The sequence below is a fragment of the Aerococcus sp. BD502 genome (assembly GCF_057919555.1).
Map to the genome: position 1 here is coordinate 470,227 of NZ_CP147972.1, position 24,369 is coordinate 494,595.

Sequence of the window (24,369 nt, forward strand, 5' to 3'; positions counted from 1 at the left end):
GAACTGCCTCCTTAGTGTTCGTATTGTAATTTTTCCAATATTCGTTTCAATAGTATCGCCCTCAACGCTTCACTGTTTTCAATTTGGTAGAAGGCATCACGATCCAAAGCCGCAACCAAAATCCGCGCTTCCCCTTGCGTAATAATCCGATTGTCGTAGAGATTTTTAATAATCGCTAAGGCATCGCGTTCCTTCAAATTATCACCAATCAAGGAAGCCAAATGGGCAATATGCTCAGCCTCATCCACAATTTCCAGTTTCATAATGCGGATATAACCGCCACCCCCACGCTTGCTTTCCACGTGGTAGCCTTTTTGGGGGGTGAACCGGGTATTAATCACATAATTGATTTGCGAGGGCACACATTGGAAACGATCGGCAACTTCACTGCGTCTAATTTCAATATTCTCGCTTTCTTGGAGTACTTTTTTCAAGTATTCTTCTATAATATCAGACATATTTTTATTTTTCACTTTTGTCACCCCTTGTCTGACATACTTTGACTATTAATACTATTTTACCGAATAAAGGCCCAGTCGTCAACGTTTCAAGTAGGATGCAAAAGAAAAAACAGACCGCAGTCTGCTTTCACACAAAATAAAAAAGCCACCCTAGCTCTCTAGAATAGCTCGCTATCGGGAAAACAGGATTCGAACCTACGACCCCTTGGTCCCAAACCAAGTGCTCTACCAAGCTGAGCTATTTCCCGATCATGCACCCAGCAGGACTCGAACCTGCAACCGCCTGATTCGTAGTCAGGTACTCTATCCAGTTGAGCCATGGGTGCAATATTTAATTAGCTTGGTCTCTCGACCAAGACTCACAAAAAAGCGGAAGACGGGGTTCGAACCCGCGACCCCCACCTTGGCAAGGTGATGTTCTACCACTGAACTACTTCCGCAAATGACCCGTGCAGGAATCGAACCTGCGACCCATTGGTTAAAAGCCAATTGCTCTACCGACTGAGCTAACGAGTCAACATATAATGGAGAATGAGGGGTTCGAACCCCCGACATCCTGCTTGTAAGGCAGACGCTCTCCCAGCTGAGCTAATTCTCCTTCAAAACTGACGACTATTTAATATTAGCATGGGCAAGTCACTTTGTCAACACTCGATGGCCGATTTCTTGCAAAATTGTCATTCACAAATGATATTGTCTACTTAATTAACAAATGAAAATGTCCATAAACTGGTAAAATAATAATTATTAGTTTATGGAGGATCAAGATATGAAGGAGTATTTAACCGTGAATGAACAGTATCGCTACGACGTGATTAAAGATCTAGTGAATGACCGTATTTCAAAAGCTCGAGCTTGTGCCAAATTAAACCTCAGCGCGAGACAAGTTCAGCGGCTGGTGTGTCGTTATCAGACCCAAGGTCGCCGAGGTTTCCGCCATGGCAATGCAGGTCGACAACCGACGACAACCATTGCCGCATCAGTGAAAGAACGTATCATCGAACTCTATCAAACTAAATATGAGGGGTTTAATCTGACGCATTTTCGTGAAAAGTTACTCGCCTTTGAAGGGATTGGGGTCTCTTACACAACCTTACGGACACTATTTCGCGACCATCTCATCATGACACCCAGAACCAGCCGAAAAGTGAAGCGTCAAGTTCAAAAAGAACGCGAAAAACAAAAAAAGACGCCCTTATCAACGTCTTCCCGTGCAGAAGATACCTGCAATTCTTTTCCTCTTATTCCAGCCGAACGTGCTCATCCCACCCGTGAACGAAAAAAATATTTTGGCGAGCTTTTCCAAATGGATGCTTCCGAACACCGCTGGTTTGGTGATCAGAAATATCACCTTCATGCGGCTATTGATGATGCCACAGGTCAAGTTGTGGGGGCTTATTTCGATCGACAAGAAACCTTACGAGGCTACTATCAAGTCACGGAACAATTTATTCAACAATATGGCATTCCCGTCCGCATTTTAACCGATAATCGAACGATCTTCGCTTATAAAAAAAGCCAAGACCCCAATCTTGACGGTGGAGTCCTGACTCAATATGGTTATGCTTGTCAAACGCTGGGCATTGCGCTGGATACGACCAGTATTCCTCAAGCCAAAGGCCGTATTGAACGTCTGTTTAATACCTTCCAAGATCGATTAATTAACGAAATGCGCCTGGAAAATATTACGTGCGTTGAACAAGCCAATGCTTTCCTAATGGCATACCTTCCAACGTATAATCATCAGTTCGCATTGTCCATTAAGGATAGCATAAACGCGTGCGTAGATCTAGATTCTAGTCAAAATCTCGATTATATTCTAGCTATTTTTAATGAGCGAGTCATCGATCACGGTCACGCCATTAAATACAAAAATAAAACGTATCGCTTACTTGATCAAAACGGCCAACAGGCCTATCTTCCCCATCGCACTCGAGTTCAAATTATTGAAACTTACCAACAAGAATTATTCGCTAATCATGCGAATCAATTATATCGATTAGAGGCTATCCCACCACATGAACGCTACTCCAAGGAGCTGGATCAAGTTCCTGAAAGGAAACAGCGAAAACCTTATATTCCACCCCTCACTCATCCTTGGCGCATTCAAAATTATTATCTCTTTCGTAAAAAACAAACCGTTCTGAGAGAATAATGTATAAAACGCTCAGAAATGGAATGAACGACCCGCTTGAGTGTGAAAAAAAATCTACCTCAGGTTTAATTGGGTAAAAAAATTGAATTGATCTTTTCGTGGAGTTCGTTCCATTTCTGAGTGTAAAGCAAGCGAAGCGCGCTAGCTTTTTCACCCAAAAAAGTGTAAGCAAAATTGCGTATTTTTCGGACAAAGTCATTTGCGATTGACACACTCGATGGCCGATTTCTTGCAAAATAAAAAAGTGAAAACGAGACCCTGCCACCTAAAACCCAGTAGAGACATTAAGGAGGTTCTATGTATGTTCGTTTGTTACCAAATCCTCGTCTTTTTCCTGGTCAGTTCTTGGGCATCCTTCCTCACGGTGGTGGCCGAGCGCACCTTAGACGGTGAGGCTTTCTGGCGGAGCCGTTCCCACTGCCCCCACTGCCAGCAAGTCATCCCCCTCCATCAGCTGCTGCCGATTTTCGGTTACTGCCTTGCCCACGGCCGCTGCCATTTTTGCCAGGCTGCCATCCCTTGGTGTTACCCTTTGTTTGAATTTCTATTCCCACTTATTGTAGCCCTTTTGGCCGCGCAAGGCAAGCTCTCCTGGTGGGTATTTTTATTGATCAGCGTCTTATTTACCATGGCCATGGCGGACTGCTACCAACAATGGGTGCCCGATCGCTTTCAGGTGATACTCCTTCTTCTATGCCTGTATAAATTGAGCCAGCTTCCTCTCGGTGGGACCCAAATCCAGCAATTGCTCTTCGCTGCTGTCGTTTTTCTTGGTCTCAATTTCCTTAGCCTCCAAACGGGGCAGGGTTTAGGTGGGGCGGATATTAAAATTTTGACCAGCCTCGCCTTATGCTGGCCGCTTCTGCCTTTTTTGTGGCTGATCTTATTGGCCTGCCTAAGTGCTTTCCCGGCGTTCCTTTTCCTGAGCTTTAGAAAAGCAGCTGAAAAACACGCCCTTCCCTTTGTCCCCTTCCTTTGGCTGGCCGCTATTGGCTTGCTCCTTTATTTTTAGGCAAGAAAAAAAGCGGCTCTGACGAGCCGCTAAATTGATCCATTAAGGACGTCCCTTGTAATCCTTAGCCGGACCTTGGATAACTTCTTTGGTGCCATCTTCTTGTTCGATCACTTCTTGAGTCGTTTGAACTTCCCCTAATTTCTTAGGTTCCATCCGCCGGTAGCGCATCATACCGGTACCGGCTGGGATAATCTTCCCAATAATGACATTTTCCTTCAGACCACGTAGGTAGTCACGCTTGCCGCGAATAGAAGCATCCGTTAAGACGCGTGTCGTTTCTTGGAAGGAAGCCGCTGAAAGGAAGCTGTTTGTTTCCAAGGCAGCCTTCGTGATCCCCAAGAGCACCGGCTGGGCGGTTGCGGGGACCTCACCGGTACGAACGGCTTCTTCGTTCGCCTTAGCAAAATCTTCAATATCCAAGAGCTTGCCAGGCAAGAGATCGGTCGAACCGGGATCGAGAATACGCAGTTTCCGCATCATTTGCCGCAGCATGACTTCCACGTGCTTGTCGTTAATGTCTACCCCTTGCATGCGGTAAACCCGTTGAATTTCGCGCAACATGTAGGTTTGCACGGTCAAGGAGTCGGTCACATGGAGCAGTTCTTTCGGATCGATCGACCCTTCCGTGAGTCGTTCACCGCGACGAATTGAGTCGCCCACTTCAACAAGCATGCGGGCCGTGTAAGGCACAGTATATTTACGTTCATCCGTAATGCCTTTAACGGTGACAGTTTTTTCCCGGGTGCTTTCATTTTGTTCGATATCCAGGATTTCACCGTCCACTTCACTAATGACCGCGCGCCCTTTCGGATGGCGGGCTTCCACAATTTCTTGTACCCGGGGGAGACCTTGCGTGATGTCATCCCCGGCAACCCCACCGGTGTGGAAGGTCCGCATAGTTAACTGCGTGCCTGGCTCCCCAATGGACTGGGCAGCAATGGTCCCGACCGCTTCACCGACTTCAACTTCACCATTTGTCGCTAAGTCCGAGCCGTAGCAGTGCTTGCAGATGCCGTGGCGGCTCATGCAGGTGAAGGCCGAGCGGATGGTCACTTCTTCAATACCCGCATCTTCAATCGCTTTGGCCACGTCTTCACTGACCAATTCATTATGGCGGGCTAAAATTTCACCCGTTTCCGGATGATGAACTTCTTTTTGAATGTAGCGGCCGGTGAGACGTTCAGCTAAGGATTCGACAAGCTCATTGCCTTCCTTAATGGCCCGTACTACGAGACCACGGTCGGTATGGCAGTCATTTTCCTTAATAATCACATCTTGGGCCACGTCAACCAAGCGACGTGTTAGGTAACCCGAGTCGGCCGTCTTCAGAGCCGTGTCGGTCATCCCTTTCCGGGCACCGTGCGTCGAGATAAACATCTCTTGAACCGATAAACCTTCCCGGAAGTTGGAGGTGACGGGCAATTCAATAATTTTCCCGTTTGGCCCTGCGAGCAGACCCCGCATCCCCGCCAATTGGGTAAAGTTACTAATGTTACCCCGAGCCCCAGAGTCCATCATAATGAAGAAGGGGTTATCGGCGGCCAAGGAGTGCTTCAAGTGGTTTTCAATGTCGTCTTTGACTTTATTCCACGTTTCAATAACGTGCTCGTAGCGCTCTTCCTCGGTAATCATCCCGCGGCGATATTGCTTCATAATGTTGTCAATGCGGTCGTGGCCGGCATCAACCAAATCATTCTTAATATCTAAAACCGTAATATCCGAGATTCCTACCGTAATACCGGACTTCGTCGAGTATTTGAAACCCATGTCCTTCAGGCGGTCTAGCATCATTTGCGTGTCGGTAACCTGTGAGTTCTTAAACACTTTCGCAATGATGGCTTCCAAGTTCCCTTTCTTGAAGGGGAGAATTAGCTCGCGACTGGCAATGGCTTCCTTGATATTTTCCCCTGGCTTTACAAAGTAAGCATCAGGCAGGCAAACTTGTAAGTTGTGGTCCGTGGGTTCGTTTAAGTAAGGGAAGTTTTCTGGAATAATTTCATTGAAGAACAGCTTCCCGATCGTGGTAATAAAGGTTTGGCCTTTTTGATGGTCGAGCCATAATTTGCCAGGCAAGGCGTCAGTATTAATGGCGACCCGGGTGTGTAATTGCACAAAGCCATTTTCGTAGGCCGTATGAGCTTCTTCAATGGAGCTTAAAATTAAGCCTTCACCCTTAGCCTCTTTTTCTTCCATCGTGAGGTAGTAGTTTCCTAGCACCATGTCTTGGGAAGGCGTCACCACGGGTTGCCCATCTTTAGGGTTTAGAATGTGGGTTGCAGCCAGCATCAAAATCCGTGCTTCGGCTTGCGCTTCTTCGCTCAAAGGCACGTGAACAGCCATTTGGTCCCCGTCAAAGTCAGCGTTGTAAGCTTCACAAGCTAAGGGGTGCAAGCGAATGGCCTTCCCTTCTACTAAGACCGGCTCAAAGGCTTGAATCCCTAGGCGGTGCAAAGTGGGCGCCCGGTTCAATAGCACGGGGTGTTCGCTAATAATATCTTCGAGCACCGGCCAAACTGTTTCATCCTGAATTTCAATCAAGCGCTTGGCATGCTTCACGTTAGTGGCCAAGTCTTCGGCGACTAATTCCCGCATCAGGAAAGGCTTGAATAGTTCTAAAGCCATATCCTTGGGCAGGCCACATTGGTACATCTTCAAGGATGGCCCAATGGCGATAACTGACCGTCCGGAATAGTCCACCCGTTTCCCGAGTAAGTTTTGGCGGAAGCGTCCTGCTTTCCCTTTCAGCATGTGGCTGAGGGACTTAAGCGGACGATTTCCCGCCCCAGAAACAGGCCGACCCCGCCGGCCGTTATCAATCAAGGCGTCCACGGCTTCTTGGAGCATCCGTTTTTCATTTTGGACAATAATGTTAGGAGCATTCAAGTCTAACAAGCGTTTCAAACGATTGTTCCGGTTAATAACCCGCCGGTACAAATCGTTCAAGTCGGAAGTCGCAAAACGTCCCCCATCCAGTTGCACCATCGGCCGCAATTCCGGTGGGATAACTGGAATGACATCGAGCACCATCCATTCTGGCTTGTTGCCTGACTTTCGGAAGGCATCTAAAATATCCAAACGCCGAATCGCCCGGGTCCGTTTTTGCCCCTTAGCTGTGGTGAGGAGCTCTTTTAATTCCTTGCATTCCTTATTTAAATCAACTTGACGCAGCAAGGTCTTAATGGCATCGGCTCCCATGGCAGCTTGGAAACGATTCCCGTAATCGCGTTTATGCTCACGATATTCTTTTTCGGAAAGTAATTGCTTGTAATCAAGCGGTGTGTCCCCCTCATCGGTGACCACATAAGAAGCGAAGTAAATGACTTCTTCGAGGGAACGGGGGCTCATATCTAACAGTAAGCCCATCCGACTAGGGATTCCCTTGAAGTACCAAATGTGGGTGACTGGGGCTGCCAATTCAATATGGCCCATCCGCTCACGGCGAACTTTAGCCTTGGTCACTTCCACCCCGCAGCGGTCACACACCACGCCGGCATAGCGAATGCGCTTGTACTTCCCACAGGCACATTCCCAGTCCTTGGTCGGGCCAAAAATACGTTCACAGAATAAACCGTCTTTTTCCGGTTTTAACGTCCGATAGTTAATGGTTTCTGGCTTTTTGACTTCCCCATAGGACCAAGACCGAATTTTATCCGGAGATGCCAAGCCAATTCGCATACTTTCAAATTTGTTTACATCGACCAAAAGGGTCAACCTCCCTTTTCTTTCTCTGTATTCCTAGCAACGACGACAGCAGGTGAAAATCACCCGTCATGATCACCACCCGCTTCGTAGCTCATTTAAACGCTATTCGTTCTCTTCTTCCTTGGCTTCTTCGGCTTTCTTTGCCTCACGCTCTTTTTTCGCCTTCAAATTGAAAGGTAGATCCTGATCATCATCCATGTCGCGCAGGTCTAAAGCCTTGTCCTCATCGTCAAGAACTTGCACGTCTAAGCCTAAAGCTTGTAATTCTTTGACCAAGACGCGGAAGGATTCGGGCACACCCGGTTTCGGAATAGTATCCCCTTTGACGATGGCTTCATAGGTCTTCACGCGCCCAACAACGTCGTCAGATTTATAGGTGAGGATCTCTTGCAAGGTATAGGCTGCCCCGTAAGCTTCGAGGGCCCAAACTTCCATCTCACCGAAACGTTGGCCCCCAAATTGAGCCTTACCACCGAGCGGTTGCTGGGTGACTAAGGAGTAAGGACCGGTTGAACGGGCGTGAATCTTATCATCTACCATGTGGGAGAGTTTCAAGTAGTACATGACCCCTACAGAAACGCGGTTGTCAAAAGGCTCTCCCGTCCGGCCATCATAGAGGACGGTCTTCCCGTCACGGGCCATGCCCGCTTCTTCAATGGCATCCCAAATATCTTCATCACGGGCGCCGTCAAATACCGGCGTAGCCATCTTGATACCTAAATTTCTCGCTGCCATCCCTAAGTGAAGCTCTAAGACCTGGCCAATATTCATCCGACTGGGCACCCCAAGTGGGTTCAACATAATATCCACAGGTGTTCCATCTGGAAGGTAAGGCATATCTTCCACCGGCATCACGCGGGAAACCACCCCTTTGTTACCGTGGCGGCCGGCCATCTTGTCACCGACTTGAATCTTCCGTTTTTGGACAATATAAACACGGACCATCATGCTGACGCCCGGTTTTAATTCGTCGCCATCTTCGCGGCGGAAAATCTTCACATCATGAACGATCCCGCCACCACCGTGGGGCACACGGAGGGAAGAGTCGCGCACTTCTTGAGCTTTTTCACCGAAGATAGCATGGAGCAATTGTTCTTCTGGCGTCAGTTCTTGAACTCCCTTAGGCGTGACTTTCCCGACCAGAATATCACCGTCACGAACTTCAGCCCCGACATAGACAATACCGCGGTCATCCAAGTTCTTCAAGGCTTCGGTAGAAACATTAGGGATTTCTCGAGTAATTTCTTCCGGCCCTAATTTCGAGTCCCGGGCTTCGGATTCTAATTCATCAATATGAATAGAGGTATAAACGTCATCTTTCACCAAGCGTTCTGAGAGAATAACAGCGTCTTCGTAGTTGTAACCTTCCCACGTCATAAAGGCAATCAATGGGTTTTGCCCGAGGGCTAATTCCCCATTTTGCATGGACGGACCATCGGCTAAGATATCCCCCTTAGCCATTTGATCACCCGTATGGACGAGGGGTTTTTGGTTATAGCAAGTACTGCCATTCGAACGATGGTATTTTATTAAATCATACGTATCGATTTCGCCATCTTTTTTCTGCAGGCGAATTTGGTGGGCATCCACATAAACAACTTCGCCGGCTTCCTTAGCGATAACAGCGGTCCCCGAGTCATGGGCAGCTTTGTGCTCAATCCCTGTCCCCACCAGTGGAGATTCAGGTTCTAAAAGCGGCACAGCTTGCCGTTGCATGTTGGCCCCCATTAAGGCCCGGTTGGAGTCGTCGTTTTCAAGGAAAGGGATACAAGCAGTCGCCACCGCCACCACCTGTTTAGGAGAGACGTCCATGTAGTCAATTCGTTCGGGACTGACCTCGATGTTTTCCTCAACGTAACGGGCCATAACTTTCTCTTCTTTGAAGGTGCCGTCTTCATTTAATTCAGCGTTCCCTTGGGCAATAACGAATTGATCTTCTTCATCCGCCGTCAAATAATCAATACGGTCGGTGACTTTGTGCGTCTTCCAGTCCACGCGGCGGTAAGGTGTTTCAATAAAGCCGTATTTATTAATTTTGGCATAGCTAGCCAGGGAGTTGATCAAACCAATGTTAGGTCCCTCAGGCGTTTCAATCGGGCACATCCGACCGTAGTGGGAATAGTGCACGTCCCGCACTTCATAGCCGGCCCGATCACGCGTTAGCCCCCCTGGCCCTAAGGCACTCAGGCGGCGTTTGTGAGTCAATTCGGAAAGCGGGTTATTCTGGTCCATAAATTGCGATAATTGGGAGGAACCGAAAAATTCCTTAATCGCTGCAACCACCGGCCGAATATTCACTAATTGCTGGGGCGTAACCGTATCGGTGTCTTGGGTAGACATGCGTTCACGCACGACCCGTTCCATTCGGGAGAGGCCAATACGGAATTGGTTTTGCAGTAATTCACCGACCGAGCGAATGCGGCGGTTTCCTAAGTGGTCAATATCATCGGTTTCCCCAACACCATCATAAAGGTTAAAGAAGTAGCTTAAAGCAGCGATCATATCAGCGACGGTGAGAGCTAATGCCTCATCCCCAGGCGCGGCATTCCCGATAAGGTGAATGATTCGCTCTTCGTTAGTATCACTTTGCGCATACACTTTGACCAATTGGATGTCCACTGGTTCTGGCATCACAGCGTGTTCATTGGGGTGCACCGTCACCGTGTTTGCCCCCTGGTCCAAGGCTTCGGCGATCGCTTCGTAATTCTCTGCATTCACTTCTTGGCCAGCTTCACCGACAATTTCACCGGTTTCGGGGTTGACAATATTTTCCGCCAATTTCTGCCCTTTTACGCGGTGTTTTAAGGCGAGCTTCTTATTGATCTTATAACGGCCAACAGGCGCTAGGTCATAGCGGCGCGGATCGAAGAAACGACTCACCAGTAAATTTCTGGAGGACTCTGCCGTTTTCGGCTCGCCAGGACGTAAGCGTTCATAGATGTCTTTGAGAGCTTCTTCGGTTCTAGAGTCGGATTCGTTGCGATGTAAATCACGCTCGAGGGTGTCTTCTAAGGTCACACTGGAGCCAAATAATTCACGAATCTGCTCATCCGAACCAAAGCCCAAAGCGCGCGCCAAGACACTAAGATGGATTTTCCGCGTCCGGTCAATACGCACATAGGATAAACCTTTGGCATCAGTTTCCATTTCCAACCAGGCTCCCCGATTAGGGATCACCGTTGAACCAAAGGAACGTCGGCCATTCTTGTCCACTTTGTCATGGTAGTAAACCCCAGGCGAGCGTACCAATTGGGAAACAATAACACGTTCTGAACCATTAATAATGAAAGTCCCTGCGGACGTCATCAGCGGAAAATCACCAAAGAACACATCATCATCACGTAACTCCCCAGTTTCCTTATTGATAAGACGCAGTTTTGCGTACATGGGTGCGGAATAATTTGTGTCTTGGGCGCGTGCTTCCGAAACGTCGTATTTAGGTTCGCCAAATTTGTAATCCAAAAATTCCAAAGCGAGCTTACCTGCATGGTCTTCAATAGGAGAGAGCCCCTTAAACATTGAGGTAATTCCCTCATCTAAAAACCATTGGTAAGAGTCCGTTTGGATTTCAATTAAATCAGGCAATTCGAGAACTTCATGGATACTCGAATAGCTGCGTCGCACACTATACTTCCCATACTGGACGTCATGACCTGCCATGTCTTGCCACCTCTCTATATATTATTATTAAGATTACTTAAGTTTTTGTTAAATTAGCTTAAATCCGCCTTTTATACCCAAAAATAGGGCAAAAAAAACACAAAAGAATAGTACAAAAATTGCCTAAATCTTTTGTTTTTCCTCTACAGCCTATGACGCTTGGACAAGAGATCAAACGCCACAGTAATCCTAATAATTAAGTCAACAACTATCATAGCAAAGCTCACAAGAGCTGTCAAACCTTATTCCTAAAAAATCTTAAAAACTGAAAAAACACCGTCTTTTCTGGTGACGGTTTAATGCCGAGCCCAAAATCATTTTGCCTGCCTTTTGGCATCTGCTATTCTTAAGGGGCGAATTAAATATTTTTAGAGAAAGGAAATGCCATGCTAAAATCTTCTTCTGCTTACCTCTGTTGGTTACTCGGCCTTTGCCTGGGGGCGGGCTATTTGAATGTGAGTACGCTCTTGGAATTCACTTTGACTTCCTCACACTTAACGGGACACCTTAGTCACTTAGCAGTGCAATTGGCGGCAGGCCAGGTCCCACTCGCCCTTAAATTTCTCTTCGTCCTCGGTAGTTTCTATTTAGGCGGCTGCTTGAGTGGCCTCTTAAATCCCGAACGTCGACCACAAAACGAGCGATCAGTAAAAGTCGTCTTAGGAATTATTATTGCGTTGTTAGCTTTACGGGCCCTTGGCTGCCTTCCGCCCGTCAGCCAAGCTTATGCCATCAGCTTTGCTTTAGGCATGCAGAATAGTCTCGCCTTGTTTTACCAAGGCCTCCTCATTCGTACCACCCATTATACGGGCACCATCACTGATTTCAGCGTGGCGACGGCCCAAGCGCTTAGCGGCCAGCGGTCAGCACGCAGCCGCCTATGGGTTTTAGCGAGTAGTATGATAAGTTTTATCCTAGGGGGTCTCCTAGCCAGTTGGCTGGTCGCTTTTCCCCTGATGTATGTGGGCTTCCCCCTTATTTTATACCTCGTCTTGTGGGCTACTTCTGCCCTGATGAGCTGGGTTTAGCTTTCTTTTTGACTGTCAAGAATCCAGTAGCCCTTCTTCCGCGTAATTTCGACAACTTGGCCAAAAACTTCCTGCATTTTCTTCTTCGCGCTCGGAGCGCCTTGTTTTTTCTGAATCACGAGGCGCAAATGGCCCCCTGGCTGCAAGACGTCCCAAGCCCCCGTGATGAAGCCATGGACGACTTTTTTCCCGGCCCGAATCGGGGGGTTCGTCAGCACCCAGTCGAATTTTTCCCCTGCGACCGCCGCATAGGCATCCGACTGGGCGATTTTTTCTACCTGACTGTGATTGGTTTGGATATTTTCTCTAGCCAAACTTAATGCACGCTCACTCACATCCAGCATGGTGATATGAACGGGCGACAATAAACGACCCAGCACCACGCCGACCGGCCCCCAGCCACAGCCAAGATCTAAGAGGCGCTGGCCACGTAAAGCTTCCAGCGGTAGGCTTTCCAAAAGTAAGCGGGTGCCGAAGTCCAAGCCTTGGCGGCTAAAGACGCCCCGATCCGTGGTAAAGGAAAAGGTCTCGCCCCTGACTTCTGCCTTAAATTGGTGTTTGTCGTGAGCTAATGCGGTATTATCATCAAAATATTGATGGGCCATGGTTATCCCCCTTTTTACTATCATTTTACCATAGAAAAAGGGGCTGGGAAAAAACTCAGTCTCAGAATATAAAAAACGCATCAATTTATTTCGAAAATAAATTGATGCGTTTTGATATTTTATAAAGACAAAGCGAGTTCCAAGCCTTATAATAAAAGGTAAGCAAACCGAAGGAGGAACTCGCTTTGTATCAAAATTATACCACAATGGAAACAGCTTTAACACTAAAATTAGATTTTACGATTCCTGAGGACCATGAAGCTCGGCTGATCAGCCGATTTGTCGACTCGATTCCTACGGAAATTATTCTGGAAGACACTTCTCATACGGGACGTCCTGCTTTTCATCCAGCAATGCTATTAAAGATGTGTTTATTTGCCTATAGTCGATCAACGTTTTCAGGTCGAAAAATTGAACGAATGAATGAAGAATCTATTCCGATGAAATGGCTAACGGGCGATACCCCAGTTTGCTACAAGACAATCAATAACTTTCGTTCAAGCGAACATGCCTCGAACTTGATCAAGTATGCTTTTATCCTTTTCACCATGCTGCTGAGGGACAATGGTTTAATCCACCCAGAGGCTTTATTTATCGATGGGACAAAAATTCAAGCGGATGCGAACATCTATAGTTTTACTTGGCGAAGAGCGATTGAACGCTATGAAGCGAAGCTCAATGAAAATGTTTCGAGTTTATATGAGGAACTTATTCAAACGAATGTCGATATCGCCTTGACCGAAGAAGAATTAACGACTTCTGATGGGATTGAAAAAATTATTGCGTGTCTTGATGAAGCAATCGAAGAGGTTGAAAGCAAAATTGAAAATGAGACGACCATTCCTAAAGGAGGTTCTCGACACAAGCGACGTCGTCGCACGCTTAAAAAGCACCGGAATCGATGTATGAAGGATTTCTTACCCCGAAAACAGAAATACGAGGAAGCAAACGCACGATTTAATGGCAGAAACAGTTTTTCAAAAACGGACCCCGATGCCACCTTTATGTGTATGAAAGAAGATCCCATGAAAAATCGGGAGTTAAAGCCTGGCTATAATCTCCAAGTTGCTTCAAGTCATCAATATATTATTGACTTTGATATTTTCCCGAACCCTACCGATACGCGCACCCTCATTCCGTTTTTAAAAACAATCCCAACGCTTGATCTGTTCCAATATATTGTTGCGGATGCGGGTTATGGGAGTGAAGAGAATTATATGGCGATTATCGATGACTTTGAGAAAGTCCCTTTGATTCCTTACGGAATGTATCATAAAGAACAAAGTAAAAAATATCGAAACCAATCCAAGCATCGTGAGAACTGGCACTATCATGCGGCTGAAGATTCCTATACGGATTTAGATGGCGTTCATTTTAGTTTTTCATATTATCGTACGCGAAAAGATAAAAAAGGTTTCCAAAGACAGTTTAAAGTCTATCAAGCCGATACTGAACAAATGGATGAGCGTTTAAATGAGCTTGCGAAAACTCCGACAGGACGTCAGCGCCAGACGGCGGTCAATCTTAATTGGGAATATTTTAAGCACCAAGCAAAAGAGAATTTAGAAAGCACACCTGGAAAAGAAATCTATGCGCAACGTAAAATTGACATAGAGACCGTTTTCGGACGGATGAAAGGTGTCTTTGGTATGCGCAGAACACATGTGAGAGGCAAACAAAGCGTGTATAATGATATCGGAATGATGCTGATGAGCATGAATTTAACGAAATTAGCCCTTAAAGCTCGGCGAAGAGCAGAAGCTCTTCGTAATCATTTCTCTAAAAGTAAAAAATGCACTGAAGGAATCCAAATATGGATAACTTCAATGCATTTTTTATTATTTAGGGCGACTTATTTCCCAGCCCCTTTTCGAGTAATGTCTTGCTTATTTAAGCTCTGCAGAACCGCCAGCTTCTTCGATGGCAGCTTTGAGGGCTTCAGCTTCTTCTTTAGGAAGAGCTTCTTTGATGACGGATGGCGCATCATCAACCAAGCCTTTAGCGTCTTTAAGACCAAGGCCAGTGGCTTCGCGAACAGCTTTGATAACTTTGATCTTAGCAGAGCCAGCTTCGGTTAATTCAACGTCAAATTCAGTTTTTTCTTCTTCAGCAGCGCCACCGTCAGCACCTGCACCAGCAGCAGCAACAGGAGCAGCGGCGGAAACGCCGAATTCTTCTTCAATAGCGGACACAAGGTCAGCAAGTTCTAAAATTGATGATTCTTTTAAATCAGCAATGATTTGTTCAATATCTAATGCCATTTTTAATCCTCCATTTATCTTTTAAGCTAGGTGTCGATAATTAAGCAGCATCGTCGCCGTTTTCTTCTTTTTGGTCTTTAACAGCTTTAACCGCATAAGCAACATTGCGGATTGGAGCTTGTAAGACAGAAAGAAGCATAGAGAGTAAGCCTTCGCGACCAGGTAGGGAAGCAATCTTGGTAATTTCTTCCTTATCAAGAATGGTTCCTTCAATCATACCGCCTTTAAGCTCTAGGGCTTCAGCGTCTTTTGAGAAGTTTTTCAAGATCCGTGCAGGAGCAACGGCATCTTCCATCCCAAAGGCAACTGCGGTTGGTCCACGGAAAACTTCATCGTGGTAATCAATGTCTAAAGCATCCATCGCCCGACGCATAATCGTATTTTTCACGACTTTGAAAGCGACGCTCTCGTCCCGCAATTGGGCGCGCAGTTCCGTCACCTCAGCAACCGTCAGTCCCAAATAATCCACAACAATCATGGATTCTGAGTCTTCAATTTGTTTAACGATAGCATCTACTTCAGCTTGCTTCTTCGCAATAATTTGTTCGCTCAACAGTTTCACCTCCAGTAGTAAAGTGATCGTTTTTTATATAAAATAAAAAACTCTCCTGTCACTGAAGACAACGAGAGGTATTCCATCACATGTATATGTGAATCAACAACTCCCTCGGTTAGAAATTAAGGCATCTGCCACTAACGGTCTTCGGTCGTATTGATTTGCATCAACTCTTACACTATAGCATCATTTTCTAGACCCTGCAAGGCTTAAAGTCATTTTTTCTCTTATTTTTTGACTGGGCAAGTAAAACGCAGGATTTGGGCCCGGTCATAAATTAAGGTTTCCACTTCAAATTGCCCTTCTGGAATGGTAACCGTATCCCCCACATCCGGCAAACGTTCCAAGCTGGCATTGATAAAGCCACTCAGGGTATGAGTTTGGCGGTCTTGCTTTGGCAGTTCACAATGGAAGTAACGTTCAAACTGCCCGATCGGCAAATCTCCTGCCAGCCGGTAAACTTCACCCGGCACCACTTCCACAATTGCTTGGCGCACTTGGTCATGCTCGTCCCAAATCTCACCGACTAAGGCTTCCAAGAGGTCTTCCATGGTGACAATGCCCACCAAACCTCCGTGCTCATCACGGACGAGGGCGAAATGATTCATCTCCTGGCGCATTAACTGCAAGGCCTTGGCCATGGTCATAAAGCGAGGAATATTTAATGGCTCACTCAATTGCTCCTGCCAGTGGAGCGGTTGGGAGCTGCTTTCCAATTCATAGAAGTCCTTAATATTTAAAACCCCAACCACCTCGTCAATTTGCTCCTGGTAAACCAAAAGTCGGGACAGGCGGCTCTCATGGAAAACTTCCTGAACCTCAGTTGGACTGGCGGTCAACGGAATGGCCACCACATCAAGGCGGTGGGTTAAAACCCCTTCGACCGTCACATCATCAAAGGCCATAGCGGCTTGCACCAGGCGCTGCTCCTCAAGTTCTAAGCTCCCACTATGGCCGGCTTCCGCAACCAGAGTACTTAAATCAGCCTCACTAATAACATCATCAGCCTCAAGCTTAAAAAGCCGGTGAATCAGGCGCGTCCACTGGGCTAATAGCCAGATAATGGGTTTGCCGACCACCATTAAGGCATAAATTAAGCGCGCCGAAGCTTTGGCAACTTGCTCACTTTTAGCCTTGGCAATATTTTTCGGGGTGATTTCTGAAGCCAGTAAAACTACAATTGTCATCACCATTGTTGCGATGAGGCCGCCATGGCGGGGGAACCAATGGAGAAACAGCATGGTGGCCACCGCTGAAGCACCGAGGTTGACGATATTATTCCCGACAAGTACCGTGGACAGTACCTCATCATAACGTTCCTGCAAGGCAAGCACCCGTTTGGCGGGCCGGTTGCCTCTTTCGGCTTCTCCATGCAAGCGAAAACGATTTACTGAGGTAAAGGCCGTCTCGCTCGCTGAGAAAAAAGCGGAACAAAGCAATAAAAATAAAATTAATAATAGCTGGGAGATCGTCTCCGCATCCATATCTCTAGCCCCCTCCAAAATCTTAGTATAGCAAATTTCCCCTTTTTTGTCCGCCTTGATCCCGCAGGGGAGCTAAAAATAGCAAGAAAAAAGCTCGGCAAAGCCGAGCTTCTATCTTTCTCTAGATGGTGCTAGGGTCAACTTTAATTCCAGGCCCCATCGTTGAAGTGACAACTAAGTTTTTAATGTAGACACCTTTAGCAGCAGCTGGCTTTTCACGAAGGACAAGTTCATGAATTGCTTTGAAGTTTTCCTTCAAGTCTTCCACATCAAAGGATGTTTTCCCAATGATAACGTGCAAGTTAGCGGAGCTGTCGGTGCGGTATTCGATTTGACCGGCTTTAATATCTTTGACGGCTTTGGCGACATCTTGGGTAACAGTACCGGTTTTAGGGTTAGGCATTAAGCCTTTTGGCCCTAGAATCCGACCGAGACGGCCAATTTTCCCCATCATATCAGGGGTCGCCACGACAACATCGAAGTCCATCCAACCATCGTTAATGCGATCGATGTAATCATCGTCACCGACGTGGTCAGCACCAGCGTCACGGGCGGCTTGGGCATTTTCACCTTGGGCAAAAACGAGTACGGTTTGGCTCTTCCCTGTCCCTTTAGGTAGGACAATTGCCCCGCGTAATTGCTGGTCATTTTTCTTCACGTCAACACCTAGACGGTAGGAAACTTCGACAGAAGCGTCAAATTTTGTGAAGCTCAGTTCTTTGATCATTTCCAAAGCTTCTGTAGCATCGTATTTTTTATGCCGATCTAGTTTTTCATATGCTGCTTTTAAATTTTTAGATAATTTTGCCATCTTATTCCTCCTATTGTGGTTTTAGCGGTTTGACCTCCCACGCTCACAAGACTTGTGAGGCGTTGGATGATTGTTCTGTGCGTTTTTGGGCTAGCTTAAGCTTAGCCTTCGACGGTGATCCCCATCGAACGTGCAGTACCTTCAACCATACGCATAGCAGCTTCAATGTCAGCAGCATTTAAGTCTGCTTTTTTCGTTTCTGCAATTTCTCGTACTTTATCACGTGTAATTGAGGCAACCTTATTCTTGTTTGGTTCGCCAGAGCCTTTTTCAATGCCGCAAGCTTTCTTCAAGAGAGCAGCAACCAATGGGGCTTTGGTGACAAAGTCGAATGAACGATCCTCATAAACCGTAATCTCAACAGGAATGGTATAACCTTGCAAATCAGCTGTACGGGCGTTGAATTCCTTACAGAAGCCCATGATATTAATCCCAGCCTGACCGAGGGCAGGACCAACGGGAGGGGCAGGACTGGCTTGGCCAGCTTCAATTTGCAATTTAACAACATTAACTACATTTTTTGCCACGAAACATTCCTCCTTTTTTGTGTTCGTGAGTGGTGTTGTGGAGTTGTAGAAATTACTCCTCCCACTAGTGTGTATCTTACACATTTACCTATTAAAGCACACTCTGTTAAAAAAAGCAATGACCAACTCCTATTCTAAGGAAAAAAGCAGTTAGCTAAAGCTAGCTGCTCAGATTTTATCTTAAGTCAGTTTGCCTTCACGGAGCAGCCAATTATAAGCACTAAGACTAGCCTTAGCCCCACCACCCAGTGCCACAACAATTTGCTTGTAAGGCTCACTGGTACAATCTCCAGCTGCATAGAGGCCCGGGACATTCGTTTGACCAGCAGCATCGATTTTAATTTCCCCTTGCTTATTTTCTTCGAGTAGGTCACCCAGGAAATCGGTATTGGGCTTTAAGCCCACCAAAATGAAGACTCCATTGGCGGGAAGCTCATGATTGTCACCCGTTTTCCGATCTTCGTATTGCACTTTCTCCACGCGCCCTTCCCCGACAATAGCCGTTGTTTGGGCTTGAAGCACGATATCGACATTGTCACGTTCCTTTAAACGCTGGACTAAAATTTCATCAGCATTCAAGTGGTCCTGGAATTCCAAAACAGTTACATGGTCAACGAGGCTTGCTAAGTCTAGGGCTGCCTCAATGCCGGAGTTCCCCCCACCAATGACCACCACAGGCTTGCCCTCATACAAAGGACCATCACAGTGCGTGCAGTAGGAGATCCCTTTGTTTTGGAAGTCCATTTCGCCAGGAACATTGATCAAGCGCCAGTGGGCTCCCGTCGCCACCACTAGAGCTTGACTTTGCATCGAGTTCCCCGAAGACAGATGAACCGTGAAATGATCATCCCTTGTGATTTTTTCCACCGCTACATCCTCAAAAACATCAACCGGATAATCTTTCAGGTGCTCATGCATCTGCCCCATTAACTTCGGGCCTTCGGTATAAATCTGGCCGATCATATTTTCGATCCCTAAGGTATCCATGACCTGACCACCAAAGTCTTCCGCAATTAGAGCCGTTGAAATCCCCTTACGGGCGGCATAAATAGCGGCAGAAATTCCAGCAGGCCCCCCGCCAATAACGAGCAAGTCATAACAGGTCTTAGGCTCTAACTCAGGTTTGGAGGCAGCCAGATCAAGTTTCCCTAAGATTTTCTTCAGATTAGAGCGACCACTATGCCACTCTTCTCCATTCAAAAAGACCGTGGGGACGGCGAAAACATTCCGTTTTTCCACAAAATTTGTATGGAGACTGCCATCAACAATGACTTGACTCACGTGATCATTCAAAACAGCCATAATATTGATCGCCTGAACAACCTCTGGGCAATTGTGGCAGCTTAAACTAATCGCTGTTTCAAAGTGTAAATCCGTATTAATTTTTTCTATGGCTGCCTTTTCTTCAGCTGATATTTTAGGGGGGTGGCCGCCCACTTGCAGCATGGCTAAAACAAAAGATTCAAACTCATGCCCCAAGGGGATTGCTGCAAAGGTGATCCCAAATTTCTGCCCGCCAGCTTGGAAGGTAAAGCTAGGTGCGAGAGGCAAGTCCGTTTCTTTAATACTCAAGCGCGGTGATAGACTCGCTACTTCCTGGAGGAAAGCGAGAAGGCCTTCTTCTTCATCAGCAGGCGCATCAACTAAAAAGGTCACATCACGTTCTAACAGCTCAAGGTAGGCCTTGAGCTGTTCTTTTGAAGTTTCTTCTAACACAGGAAAACTCCTTAAATCTTACCAACGAGGTCTAAACCAGGTGTTAATGTTTCTTCATTTTCCTTCCATTTGGCTGGGCAAACTTCATCCGGATGCTTTCTAATATATTGAGCAGCTTTAATCTTATCCACAAGCACAGAGGCATCCCGGCCAATGCCGTCCGCATTAATTTCCAACGCTTGCACAACACCATCGGGATCAATAATGAAGGTTCCCCGTTGTGCTGTTCCCGCATCCTCATCAAGAACATCAAAGGCTCTGGAAATTTTTTGGCTAGGATCACCAATCATGGTATATTCGATGCCTTTTACCTTATCGGAATGATCATGCCAAGCCTTGTGCACGAAGTGGGTATCGGTAGAAACCGAGTAAACTTCCACCCCTAACTCCTTTAAGCTTGCGTATTGATCCTGTAAGTCTGATAACTCCGTCGGGCAGACAAAGCTAAAGTCAGCAGGATAGAAGCATAAAATCGACCAGTGCTCCTTTAAGTCCTCGGATGTGACAGTGACAAATTCGTCTTCTTTTGGATTATAGGCATCAGCAGAAAATTCTTCAATAGTTTTTCCAATTAACGACATCCTAACAACCTCCTAAATGTTATTATTCTAATCATACTCAACTTACCCAAAATTAGCAAGCGGAATGTTTTAGTCCTATCTAAATATTTCTTTAAGAAAAAAGCTCCGCTAAAGCGGAGCGTTTGGCAGCAACTAAGCTTGATTGGTATTGGTGTCCATTTCCACCTTCCGATGGTATTGGTCGAGATCGAGTTCCTTCTCTAAGGCCGCCACAATCACACCGGTTGACCCACCAGCTTGAACATTGGTTGAGGTCCGACCCATATCAGCCACGCCAGCAATTGGACTAAGGATAAGAATCATTTCAATAGGCAAGCCCATGGCCGTGAAAACAGCAGTGGCTTGAATCGTTCCGGTTCCAGGTACACCCACAGTCCCCAGAGAAGCTAGTAGGGCAATCCCAATCAGCATGAAGAAGTCGGTGACCCCCCAGTGAATACTCAAGTTATTGATCGTAAACATCGCTAATAAGCAAGGCCAGAAGGCTGCACAGCCTGGCATTCCGAAGGTTGTTCCCACGGAAGCGGCGAAAGACGCAATATTTTCAGGCACACCCATTTCTTTTTGTGCCTCAACGTTGGCAGGAATTGTTCCCACAGAGGATTGGGTGGAGAAAGCAATAAGCCAAGCCGGGAAGAATTTTTTCAAAAAGATGAAAGGATTAATTCGTCCAAAGGCGCCGACCATAAGGCCCGTAGTAATGAACGTATGAATGAAAGAACAAATATATACAGCAAGCAGTAAGAGGAGTAAGGCGCTAACGAAGCCCCAGTCCATGCCCCCAACTTGGTTGGCAATTAAAGTAATCACCGCATAGGGAGTGAATTGGACAACCAGCCCAATCAATTTGCCGACCAGTTTGTTCCCTGCTTCAAGGAAATCGGTGAAGGGTTTGATTTCTTCTTTTTTGGGATAGAGAAGAATCGCAATCCCTACCATAATGGCAAAAAGAACGATAGGAATAATGTCCCCATTCGCCATGTGCTCAACGATATTCTTAGGGAAGAAGCTCGTCAACACATCGGTAAAGGCAGGAACCTCGTGAATTTCTACCGTCTCTTGCGGCATAGAAACATGGGCACCACGTCCTAAGTGCATCAGCAAACCAACGGCTATCCCGAGAATACTCCCTAAAATATTGTGTAGGCCCAAAACGCCAAGGGTTTTGCCCCCAATCGAGGTTAAAGCCTTCATATTCTTCAAGGAAGCAACTGTATTAACAATTGAGAATAAAAGCAAAGGAATAACAACAACTTGTAGCGTACGGGCGTAAATCCGTCCAAAAGTCTCAATGTAACTGGTATGCCCTTTGAACACAAAGCCCAAAATAGCACCCATGGCCGTTGCGGTTAAAATCCGAACAGTAAAGGACATGCCCTTCTTGTTCATCATGTAAAGAATCGCAAACAAGATCAAGACGACGGCGAGCGCCAGCCAACTCATTAGCATCTTTCCATCTCCTTAAAAAACTTACTAGATATTAGTTATCCGCCAATTAGTATAGACTTTCTTAAGAAAAAACTCAAGCCTAAAGTGAAAAATTTAACAATTAAAAATACTGGGCCGTTAAACCCAGTATTTAAAGTGTTTTCACCCTATTTTCAAAGGAGGAAAAAACGGTTTTTGTCTTTATTTATCTGACGTGAAAAAGTCATGATCAAGGCTCTTGTTTTCGATATCTTGACTCTCCTCTACTATTTTCTTGGCTTCTTCTGTAAGCTTACCTGCTTTATCTTCTGAATAGGTTGGCGCTTCCCCCCTTCCCTCTTCGCTCACTGGGGAAGAATTTAAACGATTCTTCTGAACTTCTTGCTCCTTACCGGCTTCCTTGTCTTTTTCCCGGCTACTATTTCCTTGTTCATTCAACCAGGCAGCCACTTGATCCAATTCGCTTTGCTCCAATTCCCCTAAAGGAATGAGATGCTGGTGATCCCCATGGCTAGCGATAACTTGGTCGCCATCCATCCCCAAGATCGATTCCTTACTGAAGGTATAGCCATCACTTGTGGTATAAGGTTTTCCATCGAGACCCTTACCAAAGGCCTGAATCAAGCGCCCTTGGAAATGGCGTTGCGATGCCGGTTTTTGACCTGCCTCCTCACCCGCAGGCTTCTCTTCCGTAGGCTCGTGGAATTCCCCCCAACCATTTTGAGATGCGGGACGATATTCCGGATGAGCAATTAAAAAGCGCATCGTATTGACCGCACGCGCAGCCTTTTCTTCATCATCATTAAAAAGATCTAGTAGGAAAATATCACTAATATAGTGGTAATGGTCATAGTGAGGAATACGGAAGCGACCCGGGGAAACTTCCTTATCAACATAAAGCAATTGCTCCGTATTCCTACGGTCTGCCCCCGTCCGCTTATCAATAAATTCCTTGAGGGGCAAGCAGTCAGCAGGTAAGGTTTTAAACGTTTCCTTCGATAAATCAGGAGCTTCTTCACTGTGACTGGGTTTTTCTGCCTCAGGTTGGGACTGCTCTGCTCCCGTCTCTGGCTTATGATTGTTTTCAGAAGGTGTTGCTTCAGGCTTAGGGCTAGGCTTGGTGTGGGGTTTGGGCTCAGGTTTTTCTGTTTCAGGCTCTGGTTTCGGTTTTTCAGGCTTCTTGACTTCAGGTTCGGGGCTAGGCTGAGTAGGCTTAGCTGCTATACCAGTATTTTTAGCTTTTAAATAGGCTTCGGTGGCAGCTACCTCTAAAGCCGAAAGTTTACTAGGCAAAATGACATGGAAATGATCCCCATGGGGAATTACATAGCCAAACCGGGTTTTCTTAGTCACCTGACTGGGCTCAAATAACAAGCCATCGGCCTCCTGATAGCGTTGAGACTTAGGGAGGGCATGGACCTCGGCAACGAGCTGTTGCCACGTTTTACTTTGGTGATGAGCAGTGCTTTCAGCGGGGCGCTGCGGCGTTTTTTTCTTACCACTGCCAACCTGCTGATTATTTTCCGCTGAGCTGGCTGGGACAGAGCTGTGAGGATGTGAGGGCTTAGCGGCCTGAACTTGCGAGGCATGCGGCTGCCTTTTTTTCATGGAGCTAGACCCCTTGCCTTTACCAGCTAAAAATTGCTTGGCTGCTGCTAGCTCACCTGCTGATAGGTCGGCTTTGGGAATAAAATGGAAATGATCACCGTGTGGCACGATATACCCATCCCCCGTATCTTCGATAATATCAGAGGCATGGAAAACATAACCATCATCGGTCGTATAGGCTCCATGCTTTTTAGCTTTTCCTGCCGCCTCCGCTGATTTTTTTACATCTTCTTTTTTCTTACCGGCTTTGGCAACGTGATGGCCTGATATTTTCTTCTGTTCAGCGAGCTCGGCCCTCGTCCGCATGTTGCTCGCTTTTTTCTTGTCAGTCAAATAGATATAATAATGGCCGTCATGTAAAATGACATGCCCACCTTGAATATCACTCACAACATCTGCCTTTTTTAAGGTGTAATTGGGATCATCAAAAAGCAATTCTTCGCTCCAAATAGCATCAAAAGGCACTTTCCCATTGTAATAGTGATAATGATCACCATGGGAGGTGACATAACCATCTGCTGTAATTTTTACAACAATTTGCTCAGCGGGGATGTCATCGTCATCTAAATGCGCCTTTTGAGCTGCCTCTGTTTTAACCTGGGTGAAAGCAGACTTTACCGGTTGATCAGCTTTGGGTAAGGCAGCTTGGGTACCGAGATAGTAGCAGCCTAACCCCACCAAGAGGGTCGTGGTCCCAGCGGCTGTGAGGGTTCTCCATAGTTGTTTCTTTTCCATAAAAACTCCTTTAAATCCTAATTCGTAATCATTACG

Annotated in this window: 16 protein-coding genes, 5 tRNA genes, 1 pseudogene and 1 other annotated feature; of the genes and pseudogenes, 4 read left to right on the forward strand and 18 right to left on the reverse strand. The window is 46.4% G+C overall.

The window, feature by feature from the left end; all coding sequences use genetic code 11:
• Positions 1-11 precede the first annotated feature (11 nt).
• The 6 genes from WF803_RS02310 to WF803_RS02335 all read right to left on the reverse strand — a co-directional run bounded on the left by WF803_RS02310 (position 12) and on the right by WF803_RS02335 (position 1,059).
• A complete protein-coding gene (locus WF803_RS02310) occupies positions 12-473 on the reverse strand; it encodes a CtsR family transcriptional regulator (protein ID WP_489611519.1) in 462 nt (153 codons plus the stop codon).
• Positions 474-635: 162 nt separating this feature from the next.
• A tRNA-Pro gene (locus WF803_RS02315) sits at positions 636-709 on the reverse strand.
• 4 nt (positions 710-713) lie between these two features.
• Positions 714-787 (reverse strand) — tRNA-Arg (locus WF803_RS02320).
• Positions 788-829: 42 nt separating this feature from the next.
• Positions 830-901 (reverse strand) — tRNA-Gly (locus WF803_RS02325).
• Positions 902-904: 3 nt separating this feature from the next.
• Positions 905-977: transfer RNA gene (locus WF803_RS02330), tRNA-Lys, on the reverse strand.
• A 9-nt stretch (positions 978-986) separates the two neighbouring features.
• A tRNA-Val gene (locus WF803_RS02335) sits at positions 987-1,059 on the reverse strand.
• A gap of 171 nt (positions 1,060-1,230) precedes the next feature.
• Here WF803_RS02335 and WF803_RS02340 point away from each other — a divergent pair.
• Together WF803_RS02340 and WF803_RS02345 are read left to right on the forward strand one after the other, a co-directional pair.
• A complete protein-coding gene (locus WF803_RS02340; RefSeq protein ID WP_489611877.1) occupies positions 1,231-2,616 on the forward strand; it encodes an ISNCY family transposase in 1,386 nt (461 codons plus the stop codon).
• 301 nt (positions 2,617-2,917) lie between these two features.
• Positions 2,918-3,628 (forward strand): prepilin peptidase, encoded by a 711-nt coding sequence (locus WF803_RS02345; RefSeq protein WP_489611520.1) that lies wholly within the window; start codon positions 2,918-2,920, stop codon positions 3,626-3,628.
• A 42-nt stretch (positions 3,629-3,670) separates the two neighbouring features.
• On the opposite strand, the gene rpoC is transcribed toward WF803_RS02345, so the two are convergent.
• Together rpoC and rpoB are read right to left on the reverse strand one after the other, a co-directional pair.
• Positions 3,671-7,333, reverse strand: a complete 3,663-nt coding sequence (rpoC, locus tag WF803_RS02350; protein WP_489611521.1) for a DNA-directed RNA polymerase subunit beta' — start codon at positions 7,331-7,333, stop codon at positions 3,671-3,673.
• Between the two features lie 102 nt (positions 7,334-7,435).
• Positions 7,436-10,993 (reverse strand): DNA-directed RNA polymerase subunit beta, encoded by a 3,558-nt coding sequence (rpoB, locus tag WF803_RS02355; protein WP_489611522.1) that lies wholly within the window; start codon positions 10,991-10,993, stop codon positions 7,436-7,438.
• Between the two features lie 386 nt (positions 10,994-11,379).
• Between rpoB and WF803_RS02360 the strand changes: the two genes are divergently transcribed.
• Positions 11,380-12,021 carry a YoaK family protein gene (locus tag WF803_RS02360; protein WP_489611523.1) on the forward strand — a complete coding sequence of 214 codons (642 nt, stop codon included), beginning with the start codon at positions 11,380-11,382 and terminating at the stop codon, positions 12,019-12,021.
• On the opposite strand, the gene WF803_RS02365 is transcribed toward WF803_RS02360, so the two are convergent.
• Positions 12,018-12,626: a class I SAM-dependent methyltransferase gene (locus WF803_RS02365; protein ID WP_489611524.1), complete on the reverse strand. Its 609-nt coding sequence runs from the start codon at positions 12,624-12,626 to the stop codon at positions 12,018-12,020. The two genes, WF803_RS02360 and WF803_RS02365, sit on opposite strands and share 4 nt — an antisense overlap.
• A gap of 185 nt (positions 12,627-12,811) precedes the next feature.
• On the opposite strand from WF803_RS02365, the pseudogene WF803_RS02370 reads away from it, so the two are divergent.
• Positions 12,812-14,494, forward strand: a pseudogene (locus tag WF803_RS02370) (IS1182 family transposase); the annotation flags it as partial.
• 18 nt (positions 14,495-14,512) lie between these two features.
• Here WF803_RS02370 and rplL read toward each other — a convergent pair.
• The 9 genes from rplL to WF803_RS02415 form a co-directional block, all read right to left on the reverse strand.
• Entirely contained in the window at positions 14,513-14,887 is a 375-nt protein-coding gene (gene rplL, locus WF803_RS02375) for a 50S ribosomal protein L7/L12 (protein WP_489611525.1), read from the reverse strand.
• A gap of 40 nt (positions 14,888-14,927) precedes the next feature.
• On the reverse strand, positions 14,928-15,440 hold the full coding sequence (rplJ, locus tag WF803_RS02380) for a 50S ribosomal protein L10 (protein ID WP_489611526.1): 513 nt from the start codon (positions 15,438-15,440) through the stop codon (positions 14,928-14,930).
• Positions 15,441-15,475: 35 nt separating this feature from the next.
• Positions 15,476-15,612 (reverse strand) — a sequence feature (ribosomal protein L10 leader region).
• 58 nt (positions 15,613-15,670) lie between these two features.
• On the reverse strand, positions 15,671-16,927 hold the full coding sequence (locus tag WF803_RS02385; RefSeq protein WP_489611527.1) for a hemolysin family protein: 1,257 nt from the start codon (positions 16,925-16,927) through the stop codon (positions 15,671-15,673).
• 121 nt (positions 16,928-17,048) lie between these two features.
• Entirely contained in the window at positions 17,049-17,738 is a 690-nt protein-coding gene (gene rplA, locus WF803_RS02390) for a 50S ribosomal protein L1 (RefSeq protein WP_489611528.1), read from the reverse strand.
• A 101-nt stretch (positions 17,739-17,839) separates the two neighbouring features.
• Positions 17,840-18,265, reverse strand: a complete 426-nt coding sequence (gene rplK / locus WF803_RS02395) for a 50S ribosomal protein L11 (RefSeq protein ID WP_489611529.1) — start codon at positions 18,263-18,265, stop codon at positions 17,840-17,842.
• 180 nt (positions 18,266-18,445) lie between these two features.
• On the reverse strand, positions 18,446-19,981 hold the full coding sequence (gene ahpF, locus WF803_RS02400; protein ID WP_489611530.1) for an alkyl hydroperoxide reductase subunit F: 1,536 nt from the start codon (positions 19,979-19,981) through the stop codon (positions 18,446-18,448).
• 11 nt (positions 19,982-19,992) lie between these two features.
• Positions 19,993-20,562: an alkyl hydroperoxide reductase subunit C gene (ahpC, locus tag WF803_RS02405; protein ID WP_489611531.1), complete on the reverse strand. Its 570-nt coding sequence runs from the start codon at positions 20,560-20,562 to the stop codon at positions 19,993-19,995.
• A gap of 132 nt (positions 20,563-20,694) precedes the next feature.
• Entirely contained in the window at positions 20,695-22,011 is a 1,317-nt protein-coding gene (locus tag WF803_RS02410; RefSeq protein ID WP_489611532.1) for a dicarboxylate/amino acid:cation symporter, read from the reverse strand.
• 180 nt (positions 22,012-22,191) lie between these two features.
• Positions 22,192-24,333 carry a pneumococcal-type histidine triad protein gene (locus WF803_RS02415; RefSeq protein WP_489611533.1) on the reverse strand — a complete coding sequence of 714 codons (2,142 nt, stop codon included), beginning with the start codon at positions 24,331-24,333 and terminating at the stop codon, positions 22,192-22,194.
• Positions 24,334-24,369 lie beyond the last annotated feature (36 nt).